Here is an 18624-nt window from a genome sequence, read left to right on the forward strand (position 1 = left end):
CAATGCCTGAGCGCGTCAGGAGTACCGGGAGGCGCCGAGGCGGAATTCAGACGTGTCCATGGTGATCAAGTCTTCATGCAGGGGCTTCGGCGTAGGCGCTCCGCAGCCACGGCGCCTGTCGTTCCCTATGCGGTTGTACCAGCCCGAGCCGTCTCCCCGAGTGGACGGCGCCGGGCGGCTCTGTGCGCCCTCGCCTAGCTTTCCGCCAGGATGTGCGAGAGCTCCTGATCCAGATCGAAGTGGCGGTGCTCCGTGCCCGGGGGCACGGCGGCGTCCGTCCGCTTCAGGAACGACTCCAGGGCCCGCGCCGGGGCCTCGAGCAGTGCCTCGCCCTCCGGGGAGCTCAGGGCGATGCAGACGACGCCCTGACCGTGGCTGCGCGACGGCCAGACTCGGACGTCGCCGGTTCCGGTGGGCCGGTGGAGGCCCTCCGCGAGAAGGTCGCGGGCGAACACCCACTCGACGGTCTCCTCGGCTCCGGTGTGGAAGGTGGCGTGCACGGCGTAGGGGTCGGCCGTGTCGTACCGCAGGCCTGCGGGGACAGGCAGGGAGGACTCGCTCGACACAACGAGGCGCAGGTGCAGCTCGCAGCTGACCGTGGTGTTCATAAGCGCCAGGGCCTTTCGCTCAGTGTGCGCTCGGGGATTCGCACGTCGGCGAAATCGACATGCCACCTACGGTGCCGTTGTAAACCCCTCTGAGTGTTTTGCGTGCCTTTACGTAACTCATCCGGCCGAGAGCGTCTTGGGGAGGTACGACCATTCCGGTGACTGGTTTCTCTCCGGTAGGGTTCGGCTGTATGAATACGGGGAGTGACGAGCCGCGCGAGGTCGCTGTGGCACCGGACGAGCAGACCGGCAAGAAATCGGACGAGGCGCAGGACGAGCAGGGGCTCGGGTCCAGGGCGCCGGAATTCATCAAGTCGCGGCGGCTGCTGCACCTGAGCTGGCAGGTCCTGGTCTTCGTGATCGGCCTCGGGGTCGTGGTCGTCGGCATCATCATGCTGCCGCTGCCCGGGCCCGGCTGGGTCGTGATCTTCGGCGGTATGGCGATCTGGGCGACCGAGTTCGTCTGGGCCCAGCTCGTCCTGCGCTGGACCAAACGCAAGGTGACCGAGGCGGCCCACCGCGCCCTCGATCCCAAGGTGCGGCGGCGCAACATCATCCTGACCTCGGTCGGCCTGGTGATCATCGGCGCGATCCTCGGGGTCTACCTGTGGAAGTTCGGCTTCGAGATGCCCTGGAACATCAAGGACCAGTGAACCGGGCGGGGGTGCCGGGGCTGTCACCGCTGGTCACAGGCACCCCCTGACATGGGGTAATGTTCTTCCTGCGTCCGGGCGATTAGCTCAGTGGGAGAGCGCTTCGTTCACACCGAAGAGGTCACTGGTTCGAACCCAGTATCGCCCACCCGGACCGACGGCCCGTCTGCGAGATCGCGGACGGGCCGTCGGCGTGTGCGCGCACCGGCTGAAGCCCGAGTGCTGCCGGCTCCGACCCGCGTGCCGGTCCCCGGCGTGCTCTGTCGCCGCCCGTCCTTTTTTCGCCGCCCGTCGATCACGTACGACAGCCTGCGGGGCGTTCGATCGGTCGACCCCGCCGCTCTCACCTGGGGCGTCGTCAGTTCTCCGGTGCCCGGCGGCCGTTGGAGGCGCTCCGGTCTCTCACCACCCTCACAACAAATTCCTGTCCGAATCATTGACGCACCTCCGAGGCCTCCGTAACTTGTGCCAGCAAGCGCTTACTTGAAACGATTCATGCAGGCGGCGACGCTGCGGGGAGGGGCTCGACTGTGGGAACCAGCAGGAATGTTGAGAGGCGAACGATCCTGAAGGCGGCCGGGGCTACGGCGGCGACGCTGGGGCTGGCCGCGACGACCGGGTGCGGTGGCGACAGTGGCGGTTCCGGAGACGGAACGGTGACACTGCGTTACGCGTGGTGGGGTGGCGAGCCGCGCACCATCGCCATCAAGAAGACGATCGCGCTCTTCGAGAAGAAGTATCCGAAGATCAAGATCAAGCCTGAATTCACCGACTACGAGGCGTTCTGGGAGAAGTTCCAGACCCAGGCCTCCGGCGGGAATCCGCCGGACGTTTTCCAGAATGCGGTCGGTTTCCTGCGCAAGTACGACAAGCGCGGTGTTCTGCTGGATCTCAAGTCGCAGGCGGACGCCGGGAATCTGAGCCTGGACAACTTCCGCAACGGCGTCCTGGCGAACGGTCAGGTCGACGGCAAGCAGATCGCCATTCCGGTCGGCGCCAACACCATGTCGCTCGTCATCGACCTCAAGGCCTTCAAGAAGGCGGGCGTCGAGGCGAAGTTCGGCTGGACCTGGGACGAGTACTTCGCCGCGCTCCAGACGATCCAGGACAAGCTGAAGATCGCCGGCGACACCGGCTACTTCAGCATCATGTACCTCTACGACCTTTACCTGCGCCAGAACGGCAAGGCGTTCTTCACCGATTCCGATCTCGGCTTCACCGAGGACGACCTGACGCAGTGGTGGACGGACGGCTACAAGCGCGTCAAGTCCGGGCTGGTCGCCGACCCGAAGAAGATCGAGCAGGTCAAGCCCAAGTCCGGGCTCTCGGCGGGCCTCGCCGCGTCCGAGTTCACCTGGGACAACTTCTCCATCCGCTACGAGGGCGAGGGCGAGTCGGACTACGGGCTCGCGCCGATCCCCACCACGGACGGCAAGAACACCGGTCAGTACCTCGGCTCGCTGATGCTCAGCGGCTTCTCCGGGACCAAGCACCCCAAGGAGGTCGCCCAGTTCATCAGCTTCATGGTCCACGACCCCGAGGTCGGCAAGATCATGGGCTACGACCGCGGCATCCTCGCCACGACCGAGCAGTACGACGCGTTCAAGCCCACCGACCCCAGCAACAAGGGTGTCGCGGCCTACGAGGAGGAGGTCGCCAAGGCCGGGGTGCTCGGGAAGATCACCCCGCACCCGTCCGGCGCCGACGTCATCGAGGCGGCGTTCCTGCGTCTCGGCGGTGAGGTCGCCCAGGGCAAGTCCAAGCCGGCCGACGCCGCCAAGGCGCTGTTCAGCGAGGCCAAGGCCGCGTTCGCGGGCTGAGGGGACGTACCACCATGACGCTCGTCAAGGAAGCGCCCGCGCGCCCGGCCGGGAAGCGGCCCGCCGCTCCCGCCGCCGGGCGGCGCGGGCGGCGCCGCGAGAACCTCGCCGGCTATCTCTTCATGTCGCCGTGGATCGCGGGATTCCTGCTGCTCACGGCGGGGCCGATGATCGCGTCGCTGTACTACGCGTTCACCCGGTACAACCTGTTCACCCCGCCCGAGTGGGTGGGCTTCGACAACTTCACGACGATGTTCCAGGACCCGCGCTGGCAGAAGTCGGTGGAGGTCACGCTCAAGTACGTCGTCGTGGCCACTCCGCTCAAGCTGCTGCTCGCGCTCGGCGTCGCGCTGCTGCTCGCGCAGAGCCGGCGCGGCCAGGGCCTGTACCGGGCCGCGTTCTACATGCCCTCGCTCATCGGCGCCAGCGTCTCCGTCGGCTTCGTGTGGCGGGCGCTGTTCTCCGACGACGCGATCGTGGACCGTACGCAGAAGATCTTCGGCGTCGAGGTGGGGGGCTGGATCGGCAACCCGGACTACGTCCTCTACTCCCTGGTGGCCCTGAGCATCTGGCAGTTCGGGGCGCCGATGGTCATCTTCCTGGCCGGACTCAAGCAGGTCCCGCGGGAGCTGTACGAGGCGGCCGAGGTGGACGGGGCCGGCCCCTTCCGCCGGTTCTGGAACATCACCCTGCCGATGATCTCCCCGGTGCTCTTCTTCAACGTGCTCCTGGAGTCCATCCACGCGTTCCAGGTGTTCGGCTCCGCCTATGTCGTCTCCGACACCCGGTGCGGGCCCGCCGACGCCACCCTCGTCTACACCTGTTACCTCTACCAGAAGGGCTTCAAGGAGGCCCAGATGGGCTTCGCCTCCGCGATGGCCTGGTCGCTGGTGGTCGCGGTGGCGCTGGTCACGGCGGTCCTGTTCTGGTCGCAGAAGAAGTGGGTGCACTACGAGGAGGCCGCCAAGTGACCACTGTCAGCACCCCCGCGGTGCGCACCGCCAACGAGCGGCGGCGCACCGGATCGATCGCCTGGCACGTGGGCGCGCTCGCCGTCCTCGCGGTCGTCCTGTACCCCGTGATCTGGGTCCTCGGCGCTTCGTTCAAGCCGAGCAAGGACATCATCGCCAGCATCGACCTGCTGCCCACCAAGCCGGTCTGGGCGAACTTCTCCGGACTCGCCGACGGCATCTCCGGCATCTCCATCGGCAGCTTCTTCACGAACTCGCTGATGTACGCGGGCCTCGCCGTGGCCGGCGTGGTGATCTCCAGCTCGCTGACCGCCTACGCCTTCGCCAAGATCCGCTTCGCCGGGCGGAACCTGCTGTTCACCATGATGATCGGCACCCTGCTGCTGCCGTATCACGTGCTGCTCATCCCGCAGTACGTGATGTTCCGCAAGCTGGAGCTCGTCGACACGCTGGTGCCGCTCGTGGCCGGCAAGTTCCTGGCGACGGAGGCCTTCTTCGTCTTCCTGATGGTGCAGTTCATGCGCGGGTTGCCGCGCGAGCTGGACGAGGCCGCCAAGCTCGACGGCTGCGGGCACCTGCGGACGTACTGGTCGATCGTGCTGCCGCTGTGCCGGCCCGCCCTGATCACCAGCGCGATCTTCACCTTCATCAACGCGTGGAACGACTTCATGGGGCCGTTGATCTACCTCAACACCCCCTCCAAGTACACCGTCTCGCTCGGCCTGATGATGTTCCGCGACCAGGAGGGCATCTCCAACTACGGCAGCATGATCGCGATGTCGCTGGTGGCGCTGGTGCCGGTCATCGCCTTCTTCATGGCCTTCCAGCGGTATCTGATCGACGGCATGGCGACGTCCGGACTGAAGTGAGGCGGTCAGCATGGCGCAAGCGCGTGTGAAGGCCCGTCGCAGGGCGTCCGTGTTCGGTGGCGAGCGCTTCGCGCTCTTCGCCGAGGCGCTCCTCACCGGCGTGTGGATCGCCGTGGCCTGTCTCGGCCTGGTCACCTATCCGGCGGCCTTCGCCGCGGGCGCACGGCATCTGCGCCGCCGTACGAGCCATGAGGCCGGCGGCTGGCGGGAGTTCGTCGCGGACTTCCGTACGGCCGTGCGCCGCGGCTGGCTCGTCGGGGTCGCCGGGTGGGTCGCCGCGGCCGCGGTCTGGGTGGACGTCCAGGCCGCGCGGGCCGGGATCCCCGGCGGTCCGCTGGTCGGGGCGGTCGGGTTGTTCGCGCTGATCGCCCTCGCGGTGGCCGGGCTGCGCGCGGCGGCGGTCTGGACGCCGGGCGCCTCCTGGCGCGCGCTGCTCGCCGACGCCGTACGCCGGACCCTGCGCGACCCCGCCGGGTCCTTCCTGATCGTCGCGGGACTGGCCGTCGTAGCCCTGTCCGCGGGGTTCGTCGCGCCCCTGGCGGTCCCGGTCCTCGGGGCCGTCGCGGCGGCCGCCGTGGCCGTGGAGGAGCGCTACCGGCACCGCTGACGGGCGGTGCCCTCGTCACCAGGTCGGCGCCTCGGCGCCGTACCTCTCTCTGTCATGCCCCTGACCAGCCTGTCCATGGAAAGGAATGGCCATGTCCCCCATCCCCCGCAGGTCCATCCTCAAAGCCGCAGCCGTCGCCGGTGCCGCCGCGCAGTTCAGTTGGGCGCTAGGGACCAAGGACGCGCAGGCCGCGCCCAGAGCCGCCGAGGCCGACGACGCTCCCGTGACCCTGGACTGGCTGGAGGACAGCGGTCTCGGTGCCGCGCCCGGCTCCACCGTCGGTGTCCCCTGGCCCAAGGGCGTGTACCAGGAGGGTCAGAAGTTCGCGGTCACGGACGCCGACGGCAAGGCCGTGCCGGTCCAGTCCTGGCCGATCGCCTACTGGCCCGACGGCTCCCTCAAGTGGACCGCCCACGCGGTCAGTTCGGGCAACGGCAAGCTGTCCCTGACCGCGGGTGCGGCCGCCGTACCCGACAAGAAGGTCACCGTCGACAAGAGCGGCGGCACGATCACCGTCTCCACCGGCGTGATCACCGCGAAGATCGGCAAGTCGGGCGCCACCCTCATCAAGTCGGTCACCCGCGGGTCGACGGAGATCGCCAGGAACGGGCGGCTCGTGCTGATCCGCCAGCCCGAGATCGAGGACGAGGACCAGGGAACCGTCAGGACCGAGCGCTTCGAGGGGGCCATCTCCGAGGTCACCGTCGAGCAGTCCGGCCCGGTCCGCGCGGTCGTCAAGATCGACGGCAAGCACCGCAAGGGCAAGCGGAGTTGGCTGCCGTTCTCGATCCGCCTCTACTTCTACGCGGGCGCCGACTCCTTCCGCATGGTGCACACCATCACCTTCGACGGCACCCAGGAACCCGGCAAGGCGAGCGGCGACTTCATCCGCGGCCTCGGCGTCCGCTTCAACGTGCCGATGCGCGACCAGTCCTACGACCGCCACATCCGCATCGGCGGCGAGGGCACCGGTCTGCTGCGCGAGGCCGTCAAGGGCATCACCGGACTGCGCCGCGACCCCGGCATCGCCGTGCAGGAGGCCCAGTACGCGGGCAAGAAGCTGCCCGACCCGTCCACCTGGGACCAGCGGGTCACCACCCGGCTCCAGTACATCCCCGAGTGGGGCGACTACACCCTCTCCCAGCTCTCCGCCGACGGCTTCACCGTGCGCAAGCGCACCAAGAAGGGGCACGGCTGGATCGGCGCCGGCGGGGGCGGGCGGGCCTCCGGGTTCGGTTACGTCGGCGGCGCGAGCGGCGGACTCTCCTTCGGGCTGCGGGACTTCTGGGAACGGCACCCCTCCCAGCTCGACATCCGCGACGCCCAGACCGACGAGGCCGAGGTCACCCTCTGGCTCTGGTCGCCCGAGGCCCAGCCCATGGACCTGCGCTTCTACCACGACGGCATGGGCCAGGACACCTTCGCCGAACAGCTCGAGGGCCTCAACATCACCTACGAGGACTACGAGCCCGAGTTCGGCACCCCCTACGGCATCGCCCGCACCTCGGAACTGATGTTCTGGGCCAACGAGTCGACACCGGCACCGGAGGTCCTGGCCCAACAGGTCGAGGCCGTACGGGTCTTGCCGCAGCTCGCCGCGCCCCCCAAGCAACTCATCAAGGCGAAGGTCTTCGGTCCTGGCCTCTACTCCGAGCCCGACCGCTCGACCCCGGCCAAGGCCAAGATCGAGGACCACCTCGACTTCCTCTTCACCTACTACAAGGACCAGGTGGAGCAGCGCCGTTGGTACGGCTTCTGGGACTACGGCGACATCATGCACACCTACGACACCGTCCGGCACCAGTGGCGGTACGACATCGGCGGCTACGCCTGGGACAACTCCGAGCTCTCGCCGGACCTGTGGCTGTGGTTCGCGTACATCAGGTCGGGCCGCTCGGACATCTTCCGGTTCGCCGAGGCCATGACCCGGCACACCGGTGAAGTGGACGTCTACCACCTGGGTCAGTGGGCCGGACTCGGCACCCGGCACGGGGTGCAGCACTACGCCGACAGCGCCAAGCAGCAGCGCATCGCCAACACGACGTACCGCCGCTACTACTACTTCCTCACCGCGGACGAGCGCGTCGGCGACCTCATGCACGCCAACGTCGACTCCGACGAGACGTTCCTCGTGCTCGACCCGCTGCGCAAGGTACGCACCGACCCGTACACACCCGACCGGCACGCCCTGTCGGTCGGCTTCGGCACGGACTGGAGCGGGCTGGTCTCGGCCTGGCTGACCGAGTGGGAGCGCAAGGGCCCCAAGTGGGAGAAGGCCAAGGCGCGCGTGTTGTCGACGATGGAGGGCATCGCCGCCCAGCCCAACGGGTTCGTGCAGGGCAGTGGCCTGTACGACCTCGACACGGGCAAGTTCGCGGTGGCCGCCGCTCCCGCGGTGTCGGTCTCCCACCTGTCCGCCGTCTTCGGTCTCAACGAGCTGTGCGCCGAGCTCATCGACCTCGTCGACATGCCGAAGTTCAACGAGGCGTACTTCGACTACTGCCGCTACTTCAACGCGACCAAGGCGGAGCAGGCGGCGCGCTACGGGTCCAACTTCGGGTCCCTGCTGCTGTTCCAGGGGCACTCGCGGCTCGACGCGTACGCGGCCGTCAAGACCGGGGACGCGAAGCTCGCCGCCCGCGCCTGGGACAAGTTCTACAACTCCGACGGGTACAAGGAGTCGGCGCCCTGGAAGACGGAGAAGCTGAGCGGGCCGGTCGCGTTGGTGGCGGGCAGTGAGGCGGCCTGGGTGGCGACGAACGACACCGCGCTGTACGGGCTCGCCGCCATCGAGAACCTCGCACTGCTCGGGAACAAGATGCCTTCGTAGGGGGTGAGGTGGTGGGGAACTGCGGGACCGTCGTGGCTGGTCGCGCAGTTCCCCGCGCCCCTGAGGTGGGATTCAGCGCAGGTTTCCGAGGAAGTCCCGCATCTTCCGGGCGTCCCGCAAACGCTGCTCGTAGGTCGCGCCGAGTGCCAGCAGGAGCAGGCCCGCGAGAGCCGGCGGGACCCAGCGGGGGAGGGCGTCCGTCACCTGGACGAGGTACGGGGCCAGTTCGTGCAGGGCGTCCAGGAGCAGGACCGCGCCGCCCAGCAGGAGCGGAGCCTGGAGGTGGTGGCGGGCGCCCGCGAGGGTGACGGCCAGCGCTGCCAGGCCGAGGAGCAGGGGGCGCGTCCAGTGGGCGTCGCCCCAGGCCGCGAAGAGGCTCGGCACGAGCGTGGCGGCGAGGCCCGGGGCGTACGCCGTCCAGGACGAGGTCCGCGGGTCGCGGCGGTGGCGCAGGGCACCGACCAGCAGCGCCGGGATCGTGACCGGGAGGGTGTAGGCCTCCGGGGCGGCCACGTCCCAGGCCGCCAGGCGGACCCAGGTGGCCAGGACGAACAGAGCCGCGGCCGCGTAGCCGACGGGGCGGCGGTCCGCGCGGACCGCCGTGCCCGCCGCGATCACTGCGCACAGGGCCAGGACCGTGGCGAGCAGGGGCAGGTCGGTCGCGGCCAGCGCGATGGCGAGCACCGCGGCCGCCGCTCCGGCCACCTCGACCGGCACGGTGGCCTTCGAGTCGCCAAGTCGCCCGGCGAGGAGGGCCGCGGTCGCGGGAACGACCAGGACCAGCAGGGCCGTGTGCGACGGCGGCCACTCCGCGGCGGCTCCGAGCGCGACGGCGAGGGCGGTGCCGTGGCCCAGGGCGGCCGGGGCCGTGAAAGGGGCCAGGCGCCAGGAGGCCGCCGTGAACAGCGCGACCAGGGCGCAGAGCACGATGAGCGTCGCCGTCTGCGAGGCGAGGGCCAGGAGCGCGAGGCTCGCGGAGGCGCCCAGCGCCAGGATCAGGGCGGTGAGGCGCTGTCGCAGGAACACCACGGCGGCCGCGAGGGTGCCCGCAGTCGTGGCGCCCTGGATCAAGAGAGCGGCGGTGTAGGGGAGTTCCAGAACCGCGGGGAGGATGAGCGCGGTCGCCCAGACCAGGCCCAACGCCCCAGTCAGGGCCCGTGGGCGCCAGGTCGTCTCCCGTACCGCCAGGGCGAGCACGCCCGCGACGGCGGCCAGCACTAGGGGCACCGCCTCCGCGTGCGGCGGCCAGGTCACGTCCACGGTCACCGCGGTGCGGGCGTCCGACGGGGCGCCGGTCCACGCTCGCGAGGCCCAGGCGAGCGGGCCCAGCACGACGACACCGACGACCGGCAGAGCCCACAGCAGGGACAGCGCCTGTACGGCCCCGGAGGCCCAGGCCAGACCCCGCCGTACCGTGCCCGGCAGGCGATCGAGCCTCAGTGCCGCCAACAGGGCGATGCCGAAGGCCAGATGGGCCGGAACCGTCCACAGCTCGGGGAGCGCCGAACGTGCCACTCCGCCGAGGGCGGCCACGGTGAGGAGCCCGGAGGCGACGGCGAGACCGACGGACCGGCCGCCCGCCGGGGTGGAACGGCCGGGGCCGTCGGTCTGCCAGGCCGCCGTCAGCGCGATCGCGCTCGCGAGGAGAAGGAGCGCCGCCGCACGGGCGGCGGCGCTCGGGCCGGAGGCCGACCAGGTCAGCCAGCCGGCGGCCAGGACGCCGAGGGCACCCACTCCGTACGCGCCGATCGCGGCGACCACGCGCAGGGGCCGGGACGTCAACCGGAGGGCCACGGCCGTGTCGAACCCGGCCGTCACCAGGAGCGCGGCCGTGAGCCCGTACGAGCCCGCGTCGGCGGCGACCGCCCAGAAGAACAGCGGGAGTTGGGCCGCGACCAGGGCGGCCGGCCGGGGCAGGCGCAGCTCGGACGCGCGCGGCAGCAGGCCGTACGCCGCCCAGAGTCCCGCCAGCAGCGCCGAGACGAGCGCGGTGTACGGCGCCCCGGAGGTCTCCGGGAACACGGCCCCGTGCAGCGCGACCGCGTCCAGGACCGTCAGAGCCAGACCCAGGCCCGCCACCGACTCGGCCGTCGAGCGCAGCCCGCGCCCCAGCAGCGGGAGCGGCGCGGCGAGCGCGGCCACCGTGACCGCGCCGAGCACCAGGGCCCGGCCGGCGATCCCCAGGTGACCCCAGCTCACCAGCGTGAACACCATCGCCGCGACGGTGAGCAGGACACCGCCGAGAACCAGGAGCACGTTCTGGACGCTCGGTGCGCTCGCCTCGGGGCGAGGAGGTGCGGCGGGGGTCGGGCCGGTCGGCTGCGGCGCCTGCCACTTCGGCTGGAGGGCGGCGACCAGCCAGGCCCGGCGGGCCAGCAACTGGGCCCGGCGGGCGTCCAGTTGCCACAGCTCGGCATCGAGGAGCCGCAGCTCCTCGGCCGGGGGCGGGGTGTGCGTCATGCCCTGAAGTGTGGGCTCGGTCACGCGGCGCGACATGAGTACACGTACTCAGAACGTACTCGGATCCGATGCCAGACTTGCCCCATGGACTGGACCCGATACCGCTTCCGCAGCCTGTGGTCCCTGCCCGCGAAGCCCGCCGTCGTCTACGACGCGCTGGAGCGTGCCGAGGAGTATCCGCGCTGGTGGCCCCAGGTGCGCGAGGTGCGCCGGCTCGACGACACCACGGGCGTGATCACGATCCGCGCCGTGCTGCCGTACGACCTGGTCTTCACCGCCCGGGAGGTGCGGCGCGACCCGGCGGCCGGGGTGCTGGAGATCGCGATGGACGGCGATCTCGACGGCTGGGCGCGTTGGACGATCACCCCGGACGGCGACGGCAGCCTCGCCCACTACGACCAGTTCACCGAGGTGAACAAACCGCTGCTCCGGCGCTTCGCCGTGCCCGGCCGGCCGGTCTTCCTGGCCAATCACCGGCTGATGATGCGCGCCGGCCGGCGGGGGCTCGTCGCCCACCTGGAAGCGGTTTGAAGGAAGGCCGCGGGGACCTGTATTGTTCAGTGCGTTCCCGGGCGATTAGCTCAGTGGGAGAGCGCTTCGTTCACACCGAAGAGGTCACTGGTTCGAACCCAGTATCGCCCACCCGGAAAAGACCGGTCTGCATCCGCAGGCCGGTTTTTTGTGTCCGGTTGTGTGTCCTGTGGGGGCGGCATGAGCGGTGGGGCAACGTGGCCGCGTTGGCGCTGGGCCTCGTCCTCGCGCTCACCGGCGGCATCCTGATCGGCCGACGGATCGCGGCCGGAATGCCCGTCATGCTCCTGGGCGCCGTCGTCGCCGACCAGCGCACCCCACGCGGCACCCGACTCTGGCTCCAGGTCGAGGCGTTCCGGCGTTACCTGGCCGACCCGGGCAGCCGTCCCGACGCACCGCCCGTCGGGAGCGGGCGGACCGCGACGCGGCCTGGGCGGTGGCCTTCCGCCTGGGAGCGGGCGGTCAGCCCGTCGACGGCTCGACCTGGGCGGGGCCGGTGCTTCTCCCTCGACGTCACCGACGTCCTGCTCACCGGGGTCGTGCTGTCCGCCGTGAGCCCGTCTTCCAGCTCCGGGCGGAGGTGCCAGGGCGGTGGCGGCGGCTCCTGGTGACTGATGCGGACGCGGTTGCTCCTCGTGAGGTGCGGGGCGTCGGTTTCGGCGCCCCGTCCCGTCACGCCGCCGCGGGCAGATCCGGGCGCAACGGCCACGCCGGGTCCACCGACTCCTCCGAGCCGCTGCGCGCGAACCAGGCCTGCAGGCCCCGCGCCTGGGCCGCGTGCCACACCGCCTGGAGGCTGTGCAGCTCCGGCGGTTCCAGCCGCTCCAGCCGGGCGGCGAAACGGCGCCCGACCGCCCGTACGACCTCCAGCGCGGCCTGGGCGTCGGCGGCGGCGTCGTGCGCGCCGTCCAGCGCGACGCCGTAGTGCTCGCACAGGTCGGTGAGGGTGCGGCGGCCCTTGCGGTAGCGGTCCAGGTGTTTGTCCAGGACCCGTGGGTCCAGCACCAGCAGCGGTGTGGAGTCCAGCCAGCGGTCCAGTGACGAGGCGCGGTGGCGGCGCAACTCCCGGTCCAGGATGGTCAGATCGAACGGAGCGTTCATCACCACCAGCGGCCGGCCCGCGGCCGCCTGCTCCGCCAGTGTCTCGGCTATCTCGAACATCACCGGCGCCGGCCAGCGGCCGTTGAGCTGGAGATGCTCATCCGTCAGCCCGTGCACCGCAGTCGCGCCCGCAGGCACCGGCACACCCGGGTTGACCAGCCATCGGCTCACCCGCGGCCGGGTGCCCGCCGCGTCCTGGACGACGACGGCGGCCGACACGATCCGGTCGGTCTCGACGTCCACGCCGGTGGTCTCGGTGTCGAAAGCGGCCAAGGGTCCTTCGTACCAGCACGTCATAACTCACAACCCCTCGTTCACCCACGGCAGGTGACGCACCGTCTTCTGCCCGTTTGGTGATACCCGGGCTGTTTGCGACGTACGCCGGAAGGACACAACAGGAGTGCGGGTCTTTGCAGTTCAGCGGCCCGGTGTGCGATTCCTGTGGCCCCTGTGCGGGCATGTCACTTGGCTGGGAAGGCTGTTGGTCATGGCGATAGCGCAGCCCGAGCGGGGCGGGCTGCTGCCCGAACGCACGGGCCCCCTTCGCGGCACGCTCGCCACCACCGCCTGCATGGAGACACTGCAGGTGGGCTATCTGCACGCCGTCGCGGCGGCGGCCGGCTGCTCGTTGTCACAGCCCTTCCCGGACAACGGCATCGACTGGCACGTCAGCCACGGCTCGCCCGGACACACCGTCGACGACGAGGTCACCATCAAGGTGCAGCTCAAATGCACCTACCAGGTGGCCCCCAACCCGGCCGGGCGCTTCTTCTCCTTCACGCTCGACAACGACCACCTGCGCAAACTCGCCCGCACCCCGGTGTCCGTCCACAAGATCCTCGTGGTCATGCTCGTGCCCAGGACCCAGGACGACTGGCTGCGCGCCGGCCACGACCGCCTGGACCTCAGACACTGCTGCTACTGGGTCAACCTCGCCGGCCACCCCATCACCGGCCGGACCCGGACCACCGTGCGGATCCCCACCAACCGCATCTTCGACGACCGGGCGCTGTGCGAGATCATGACGCGGGTCGGGACGGGAGGCAGACCATGACCCACCGCCCGCTTCAGGAGCCACTGCGCGCGGTACGCCCCCATCCGGAGGCCCACTGGGACCGTCCGCCCACCCCCGCCGAGGTCGACCCCGCCGTCCTGAGCGCCCTGCTGCACCGGCACGGCTGGCAGCGGCGCGGCGGCGCCCCCGGCCGCTACGGCCGCTGGACCCCGCCGGGGCCGGGCGGCGGCGGAACCAGCCTGCTCGTGCCCGAGAGCCGCGCCTTCCCCGACAGCGAGGACCTCCTCGGCGAGGCCCTCGTCGCCCTGTCCCGCAGCGGCACGCCGTCCGCGCGCGAGGTGCTCGTGGGCCTTGCCGTGCCCAGCGACGAGATCCGCTGGTGGCGGGACGTCCCGACCGGCCCCGCCGACGCCACGCCCTGGGCGGTCGAGGAGCAGCTGCGCGCCGCCGCCCGCCAGACCCTCCTCGCCGGCGCGCTCGCCACACGCGCGCGTGCCGGCTACTACGGCGCCCGTTACCGCCGTACGGCCGCCGCGTCCCTCGACACCGTCCTGGTCGGCTCCGCCGTCGGCGGGCGCCGGCTCACCGCCTTCGTGCCCGTCGGCACCGCCCGCCCGCTCGCCGTCCGCCTCCACCAGGCTCTGTACGCCACCCGCGAGGCCATCGACTACCAGCGGGCCACCGGCGGCATGGACGCCTTCGACGGGGCCGTGGAGGCGGGCGTCAGCCGGGAGCTCACCGAGGCGCTGATCGCCCTCGTGCGCGGTACGGAGGGCGCGCGCGTCGCCGTCGAGTGGGCGCCCGCGGCCGGGGTCCCCGCAGGATGCGCGGCGTCCGCGGAGGCCGTCGAGTTCTCGCCCGGCGACCTGCCCGTGCTGCGCGAGGCCGGAGCCCGCTTCCTGCGCGAGGAGCCTTCCGTCCCGGTGCGGATCACCGGCACGGTGGTGCGGATGCGCAGGTCGGGGCCGCGCGGGGACGGGTCGGTACGGCTGCGGGTGATCGCCGGTGCCGAGATCCCGCACCTGCGACTGACGCTGGACGAGGAGGCGTACCGGATCGCCGGGCACGCCCACCTCGTCGGGCTCCCGGTCCGCGTGCACGGCAGGCTGGAGAGCCGCGGCGGGTTCCGCAGGCTCACCGGGGCCACGGGCGTGGCGCCCGTGCAGGTCGACGAGGCCGAGCGGGACCGGCTGATGAAGTCCCTCCAGGAGAATCTCGACTTCTTCGAGGAGGCATGCGGGGAGTCCGGCGAGGAGTCTCTCGGAGGGGACTGATTTCGCGGAGGTGGGGGCCGGGTCGGTACGATCCCCTATTGCGCGCGCTCCCGGTATGGCGCCGCACCCACCTTCAGTCAGGAGAGACCGGTGTCAGACGTCCGTGTGATCATCCAACGCGATTCCGAGCGGGAAGAGCGCGTGGTGACGACGGGCACTACGGCCGCCGAGCTCTTCGCCGGCGAGCGCTCGATCGTCGCCGCGCGCGTGGGAGGCGAGCTCAAGGACCTCGCGTACGAGCTGAGCGACGGCGAGACCGTCGAAGGCGTCGAGATCTCCTCCGAGGACGGTCTCAACATCCTGCGCCACTCCACCGCGCACGTGATGGCGCAGGCCGTCCAGGAGCTCTTCCCGGAGGCCAAGCTGGGCATCGGCCCGCCGGTCAAGGACGGCTTCTACTACGACTTCGACGTCGAGAAGCCGTTCACGCCCGAGGATCTCAAGGCCATCGAGAAGAAGATGCAGGAGATCCAGAAGCGGGGGCAGAAGTTCTCCCGCCGCGTGGTGACCGACGAGGCGGCCCGTGAGGAGCTCTCGGACGAGCCGTACAAGCTCGAACTGATCGGCCTCAAGGGCTCGGCCTCCTCCGACGACGGCGCGGACGTCGAGGTCGGCTCCGGTGAGCTGACGATCTACGACAACCTCGACGCCAAGACCGGCGACCTGTGCTGGAAGGACCTCTGCCGCGGTCCCCACCTGCCGTCGACCCGAGCGATCCCGGCCTTCAAGCTGATGCGCAACGCGGCCGCCTACTGGCGCGGCAGCGAGAAGAACCCGATGCTCCAGCGCATCTACGGCACCGCGTGGCCCACCAAGGACGAGCTGAAGGCGCACCTCGACTTCCTCGCCGAGGCCGAGAAGCGCGACCACCGCAAGCTCGGCTCCGAGCTCGACCTGTTCTCCATCCCCGAGCAGATCGGCTCCGGCCTCGCCGTCTTCCACCCCAAGGGCGGCATCATCCGCCGCGTGATGGAGGACTACTCGCGCCGCCGCCACGAGGAGGAGGGCTACGAGTTCGTCTACACCCCGCACGCGACGAAGGGGAAGCTCTTCGAGCAGTCCGGGCACCTGGACTGGTACGCCGACGGCATGTACCCGCCCATGCAGCTCGACGAGGGCGTGGACTACTACCTCAAGCCCATGAACTGCCCGATGCACAACCTGATCTTCGACGCGCGCGGCCGCTCCTACCGCGAACTGCCGCTGCGCCTGTTCGAGTTCGGGACCGTGTACCGGTACGAGAAGTCGGGCGTCGTGCACGGCCTCACGCGTGCGCGTGGCTTCACGCAGGACGACGCGCACATCTACTGCACCCGTGAGCAGATGTCGGAGGAGCTCGACAAGACGCTCACCTTCGTCCTCGGCCTGCTGCGCGACTACGGCCTGACCGACTTCTACCTGGAGCTGTCCACCAAGGACCCGGAGAAGTTCGTCGGCTCGGACGAGGTCTGGGAGGAGGCGACCGAGACCCTGCGCCAGGTTGCCGAGAAGCAGGGCCTGCCGCTGGTCCCTGACCCGGGCGGCGCCGCCTTCTACGGCCCGAAGATCTCCGTCCAGACCAAGGACGCCATCGGCCGTACCTGGCAGATGTCGACGATCCAGCTCGACTTCAACCTGCCGGAGCGCTTCGAGCTCGAGTACACCTCGCCGGACGGGTCCAAGCAGCGCCCGGTCATGATCCACCGCGCGCTGTTCGGCTCCATCGAGCGGTTCTTCGCGGTGCTCCTGGAGCACTACGCGGGCGCCTTCCCGGCGTGGCTGGCCCCGGTCCAGGCGGTCGGCATCCCGATCGGCGACGCGCACGTCGAGTACCTGGAGAAGTTCGCGGCCGCGGCCAAGAAGCAGGGCCTGCGGGTCGAGGTGGACTCCTCGTCCGACCGGATGCAGAAGAAGATCCGCAACGCCCAGAAGCAGAAGGTGCCCTTCATGGTCATCGCGGGCGACGAGGACATGTCGGGCGGCTCGGTCTCCTTCCGCTACCGCGACGGATCTCAGGAGAACGGCATCCCGTTCGACGAGGCCATCGCGAAGATCGTGAAGGTCGTGGAGGAGCGGGCGCAGGTCTGATCCGCGTACGGCGGGGCCCCCGGGGAGTTCAGCTCCCCGGGGGCCCTTCGTCGTCCTCCCGCGCGAACACCTGGAGCAGCCAGGAGGCGAAGGTCCCGGTCACCGCGCCGAGCAGGGCCAGCCCGACGGCCATCACACCGACCGCGACCAGACGCCCCAGCGGGGTCACCGGTACGACATCGCCGTAGCCCACGGTGGCGAGGGTGGCGCAGGTCCACCAGACGGCGTCGCCGAAGGTGCGCATGGTCGTACCAGCAGCGTGGTGTTCCTGCTGGTAGACGGCGAGGGCGCCGGTGAAGCCCAGCAGCAGGGCCGACAGACCGGCGTACACCATCACGCGCGCGTGCAGGGCGAGCCGGGGCCGGCCGCGGCGGCGCTGCACGGCCTCGTACAGCTTCACGACCCTGAGGGGGCGCAGCAGCGGCAGAAGCAGGACCACGGTGTCCAGTGCGTGCGTCCGTACGAAGCGCAGCCGTTGCCCGCTGAGGCGCCAGCGCACCGCGTAGTCGACGGCGAACGACGCCCACGCGGCCAGGGTCACCGCCAGGCAGAGGTCGAGCGCGGCTTTCGGGAGATCGTGCGCCAGGACCCGGAGCGCGTAGGCGGCGAGGAAGGCCAGGGCGGCCACGGCGAGGGGGATCTCGGTGCGCTGCTCCCAGCGGGTCCGGCGGTCGGCGGTGTCGGCGGGTTCGGGGCTGCCGGTGCCGGGGCGGGCGGGGCGGGAGGTCCGGCCGTCGTCGGCGCTGTGGGGCCCGTGATCTGCCGTCGAGTGGGCTTCTCGCCCGGCGGTGCGGTGGGCTTCGCGGGGGTCGGTGGCGTGGGCTTCGCGGGGGTCGGTGGCGGGGGTGTCGTGATCGGCTGCGGTGCGGTCTTCTCGCCGGGCGGTGCGGTGGGCTTGGTGGGCGTTGGTGGCGTGGGCTTCGCGGGGGTCGGTGGCGGGGGTGTCGTGATCGGCTGCGGTGCGGTCTTCTCGCCGGGCGGTGCCATAGGCCTCGTGAGAGTCGGTGCCGTGGGCCTCGCGAGCGTCGGTGCCGTCGGTCCCGTGCCCGTCGCCGCCGGGGCGCGTGCCGCTGTCGTCGTCCACCCGCCCAGCTTGGCCCGGGCCGCTTTTCCCACAACCCCGCCGACACGGCGCGAACGGGCGAAGCAATATGCTGCTTCGCATGACGAGTGAGCCGGAGCAGCAGTTGGGAGTGGGGACGCAGGACGCGTTCCAGCGTCTGTGGACACCCCACCGGATGGCCTACATCCAGGGCGAGAACAAGCCGACCGGCCCGGGCGCCGACGACGGCTGTCCCTTCTGCTCGATTCCGGCCAAGTCCGACGAGGACGGTCTGATCGTCCGGCGCGGCCGGCTGGTGTACGCGGTGCTCAACCTCTACCCGTACACCGGTGGCCATCTGATGGTCGTGCCCTACCGTCATGTGGCCGACTACACCGACCTCACCGAGCCGGAGACCGCCGAGCTGGCGGCGCTGACCAAGCAGGCGATGACGGCCCTGCGGACGGCCTCCGGGGCGCACGGCTTCAACATCGGCATGAACCAGGGGACGGTCGCCGGCGCCGGCATCGCCGCCCACCTCCACCAGCACATCGTCCCGCGCTGGGGCGGCGACACGAACTTCATGCCGGTGGTCGGCCACACGAAGGTGCTGCCGCAGCTCCTCGGCGACACCCGCAAGATGCTGGCGGAGGCCTGGCCGACGGTCTGATCCCGGCCGAGGCCGGCAGCTCCCGTCCCAGCCGACTCCGGCATTTCTTCAGCCCGTCCGGCGTTCGAGGACGAGGCCGCCAGACTCAAGGGGGGTCTGGGCGCGC

General features: G+C 70.6%; 16 protein-coding genes and 2 tRNA genes. 14 read left to right on the forward strand and 4 right to left on the reverse strand.

What is annotated here, in order from left to right; all coding sequences use genetic code 11:
• Positions 1–194 precede the first annotated feature (194 nt).
• Complete coding sequence (locus ABZ098_RS42640) at positions 195–608, reverse strand: SsgA family sporulation/cell division regulator (RefSeq protein ID WP_004002642.1); 414 nt, start codon at positions 606–608, stop codon at positions 195–197.
• Between the two features lie 191 nt (positions 609–799).
• Between ABZ098_RS42640 and ABZ098_RS42645 the strand changes: the two genes are divergently transcribed.
• From ABZ098_RS42645 to ABZ098_RS42675, 7 genes are all read left to right on the forward strand, one after another.
• Positions 800–1261 (forward strand): TIGR02611 family protein, encoded by a 462-nt coding sequence (locus tag ABZ098_RS42645; RefSeq protein ID WP_356600046.1) that lies wholly within the window; start codon positions 800–802, stop codon positions 1259–1261.
• Positions 1262–1337: 76 nt separating this feature from the next.
• A tRNA-Val gene (locus ABZ098_RS42650) sits at positions 1338–1409 on the forward strand.
• Between the two features lie 382 nt (positions 1410–1791).
• Positions 1792–3081, forward strand: coding sequence for an extracellular solute-binding protein (locus tag ABZ098_RS42655; RefSeq protein ID WP_356600048.1), 1290 nt, complete (start codon positions 1792–1794; stop codon positions 3079–3081).
• 14 nt (positions 3082–3095) lie between these two features.
• A complete protein-coding gene (locus tag ABZ098_RS42660) occupies positions 3096–4052 on the forward strand; it encodes a sugar ABC transporter permease (protein ID WP_356600050.1) in 957 nt (318 codons plus the stop codon).
• A complete protein-coding gene (locus ABZ098_RS42665; RefSeq protein WP_356600052.1) occupies positions 4049–4921 on the forward strand; it encodes a carbohydrate ABC transporter permease in 873 nt (290 codons plus the stop codon). Before ABZ098_RS42660 ends, ABZ098_RS42665 begins: the two co-directional genes overlap by 4 nt.
• A gap of 10 nt (positions 4922–4931) precedes the next feature.
• Positions 4932–5528, forward strand: coding sequence for a hypothetical protein (locus ABZ098_RS42670; RefSeq protein ID WP_356600054.1), 597 nt, complete (start codon positions 4932–4934; stop codon positions 5526–5528).
• 91 nt (positions 5529–5619) lie between these two features.
• Positions 5620–8358: a Tat pathway signal sequence domain protein gene (locus tag ABZ098_RS42675; protein ID WP_356600056.1), complete on the forward strand. Its 2739-nt coding sequence runs from the start codon at positions 5620–5622 to the stop codon at positions 8356–8358.
• A gap of 72 nt (positions 8359–8430) precedes the next feature.
• On the opposite strand, the gene ABZ098_RS42680 is transcribed toward ABZ098_RS42675, so the two are convergent.
• Positions 8431–10818, reverse strand: a complete 2388-nt coding sequence (locus tag ABZ098_RS42680) for a hypothetical protein (RefSeq protein ID WP_356600058.1) — start codon at positions 10816–10818, stop codon at positions 8431–8433.
• A gap of 84 nt (positions 10819–10902) precedes the next feature.
• Between ABZ098_RS42680 and ABZ098_RS42685 the strand changes: the two genes are divergently transcribed.
• The 3 genes from ABZ098_RS42685 to ABZ098_RS42695 all read left to right on the forward strand — a co-directional run bounded on the left by ABZ098_RS42685 (position 10903) and on the right by ABZ098_RS42695 (position 11960).
• Positions 10903–11349, forward strand: a complete 447-nt coding sequence (locus ABZ098_RS42685; RefSeq protein WP_356600060.1) for an SRPBCC family protein — start codon at positions 10903–10905, stop codon at positions 11347–11349.
• A 39-nt stretch (positions 11350–11388) separates the two neighbouring features.
• Positions 11389–11460: transfer RNA gene (locus ABZ098_RS42690), tRNA-Val, on the forward strand.
• Positions 11461–11546: 86 nt separating this feature from the next.
• Positions 11547–11960: a hypothetical protein gene (locus ABZ098_RS42695; protein ID WP_356600062.1), complete on the forward strand. Its 414-nt coding sequence runs from the start codon at positions 11547–11549 to the stop codon at positions 11958–11960.
• A 61-nt stretch (positions 11961–12021) separates the two neighbouring features.
• Here ABZ098_RS42695 and ABZ098_RS42700 read toward each other — a convergent pair whose 3' ends face one another.
• Positions 12022–12747 (reverse strand): 3'-5' exonuclease, encoded by a 726-nt coding sequence (locus tag ABZ098_RS42700; RefSeq protein ID WP_356600064.1) that lies wholly within the window; start codon positions 12745–12747, stop codon positions 12022–12024.
• A gap of 190 nt (positions 12748–12937) precedes the next feature.
• On the opposite strand from ABZ098_RS42700, the gene ABZ098_RS42705 reads away from it, so the two are divergent.
• From ABZ098_RS42705 to thrS, 3 genes are all read left to right on the forward strand, one after another.
• Positions 12938–13504 carry a DUF4365 domain-containing protein gene (locus ABZ098_RS42705; RefSeq protein WP_356600066.1) on the forward strand — a complete coding sequence of 189 codons (567 nt, stop codon included), beginning with the start codon at positions 12938–12940 and terminating at the stop codon, positions 13502–13504.
• Positions 13501–14739, forward strand: a complete 1239-nt coding sequence (locus tag ABZ098_RS42710; RefSeq protein ID WP_356600068.1) for a hypothetical protein — start codon at positions 13501–13503, stop codon at positions 14737–14739. Before ABZ098_RS42705 ends, ABZ098_RS42710 begins: the two co-directional genes overlap by 4 nt.
• 90 nt (positions 14740–14829) lie before the next feature.
• A complete protein-coding gene (thrS, locus tag ABZ098_RS42715) occupies positions 14830–16806 on the forward strand; it encodes a threonine--tRNA ligase (protein WP_356600070.1) in 1977 nt (658 codons plus the stop codon).
• A gap of 28 nt (positions 16807–16834) precedes the next feature.
• On the opposite strand, the gene ABZ098_RS42720 is transcribed toward thrS, so the two are convergent.
• A complete protein-coding gene (locus tag ABZ098_RS42720) occupies positions 16835–17446 on the reverse strand; it encodes a potassium channel family protein (RefSeq protein WP_356600152.1) in 612 nt (203 codons plus the stop codon).
• Between the two features lie 511 nt (positions 17447–17957).
• Here ABZ098_RS42720 and ABZ098_RS42725 point away from each other — a divergent pair.
• Positions 17958–18518 carry an HIT domain-containing protein gene (locus ABZ098_RS42725; protein WP_356600072.1) on the forward strand — a complete coding sequence of 187 codons (561 nt, stop codon included), beginning with the start codon at positions 17958–17960 and terminating at the stop codon, positions 18516–18518.
• The last annotated feature ends 106 nt before the right edge of the window (positions 18519–18624 follow it).

Source organism: Streptomyces sp. NPDC006335, assembly GCF_040612795.1.
Taxonomy (GTDB): Bacteria; Actinomycetota; Actinomycetes; order Streptomycetales; family Streptomycetaceae; genus Streptomyces.

Bases quoted from the DNA above. Each gene is read 5' to 3' on its own strand.
- ABZ098_RS42680 (WP_356600058.1), bottom strand. From the start codon at position 10,818: ATGACGCACACCCCGCCCCCGGCCGAGGAGCTGCGGCTCCTCGATGCC.
- ABZ098_RS42725 (WP_356600072.1), top strand. From the start codon at position 17,958: ATGCTGCTTCGCATGACGAGTGAGCCGGAGCAGCAGTTGGGAGTGGGG.
- ABZ098_RS42640 (WP_004002642.1), bottom strand. From the start codon at position 608: ATGAACACCACGGTCAGCTGCGAGCTGCACCTGCGCCTCGTTGTGTCG.
- ABZ098_RS42660 (WP_356600050.1), top strand. From the start codon at position 3,096: ATGACGCTCGTCAAGGAAGCGCCCGCGCGCCCGGCCGGGAAGCGGCCC.
- ABZ098_RS42670 (WP_356600054.1), top strand. From the start codon at position 4,932: ATGGCGCAAGCGCGTGTGAAGGCCCGTCGCAGGGCGTCCGTGTTCGGT.
- ABZ098_RS42685 (WP_356600060.1), top strand. From the start codon at position 10,903: ATGGACTGGACCCGATACCGCTTCCGCAGCCTGTGGTCCCTGCCCGCG.
- ABZ098_RS42710 (WP_356600068.1), top strand. From the start codon at position 13,501: ATGACCCACCGCCCGCTTCAGGAGCCACTGCGCGCGGTACGCCCCCAT.
- ABZ098_RS42700 (WP_356600064.1), bottom strand. From the start codon at position 12,747: ATGACGTGCTGGTACGAAGGACCCTTGGCCGCTTTCGACACCGAGACC.
- ABZ098_RS42645 (WP_356600046.1), top strand. From the start codon at position 800: ATGAATACGGGGAGTGACGAGCCGCGCGAGGTCGCTGTGGCACCGGAC.
- ABZ098_RS42705 (WP_356600066.1), top strand. From the start codon at position 12,938: ATGGCGATAGCGCAGCCCGAGCGGGGCGGGCTGCTGCCCGAACGCACG.
- ABZ098_RS42675 (WP_356600056.1), top strand. From the start codon at position 5,620: ATGTCCCCCATCCCCCGCAGGTCCATCCTCAAAGCCGCAGCCGTCGCC.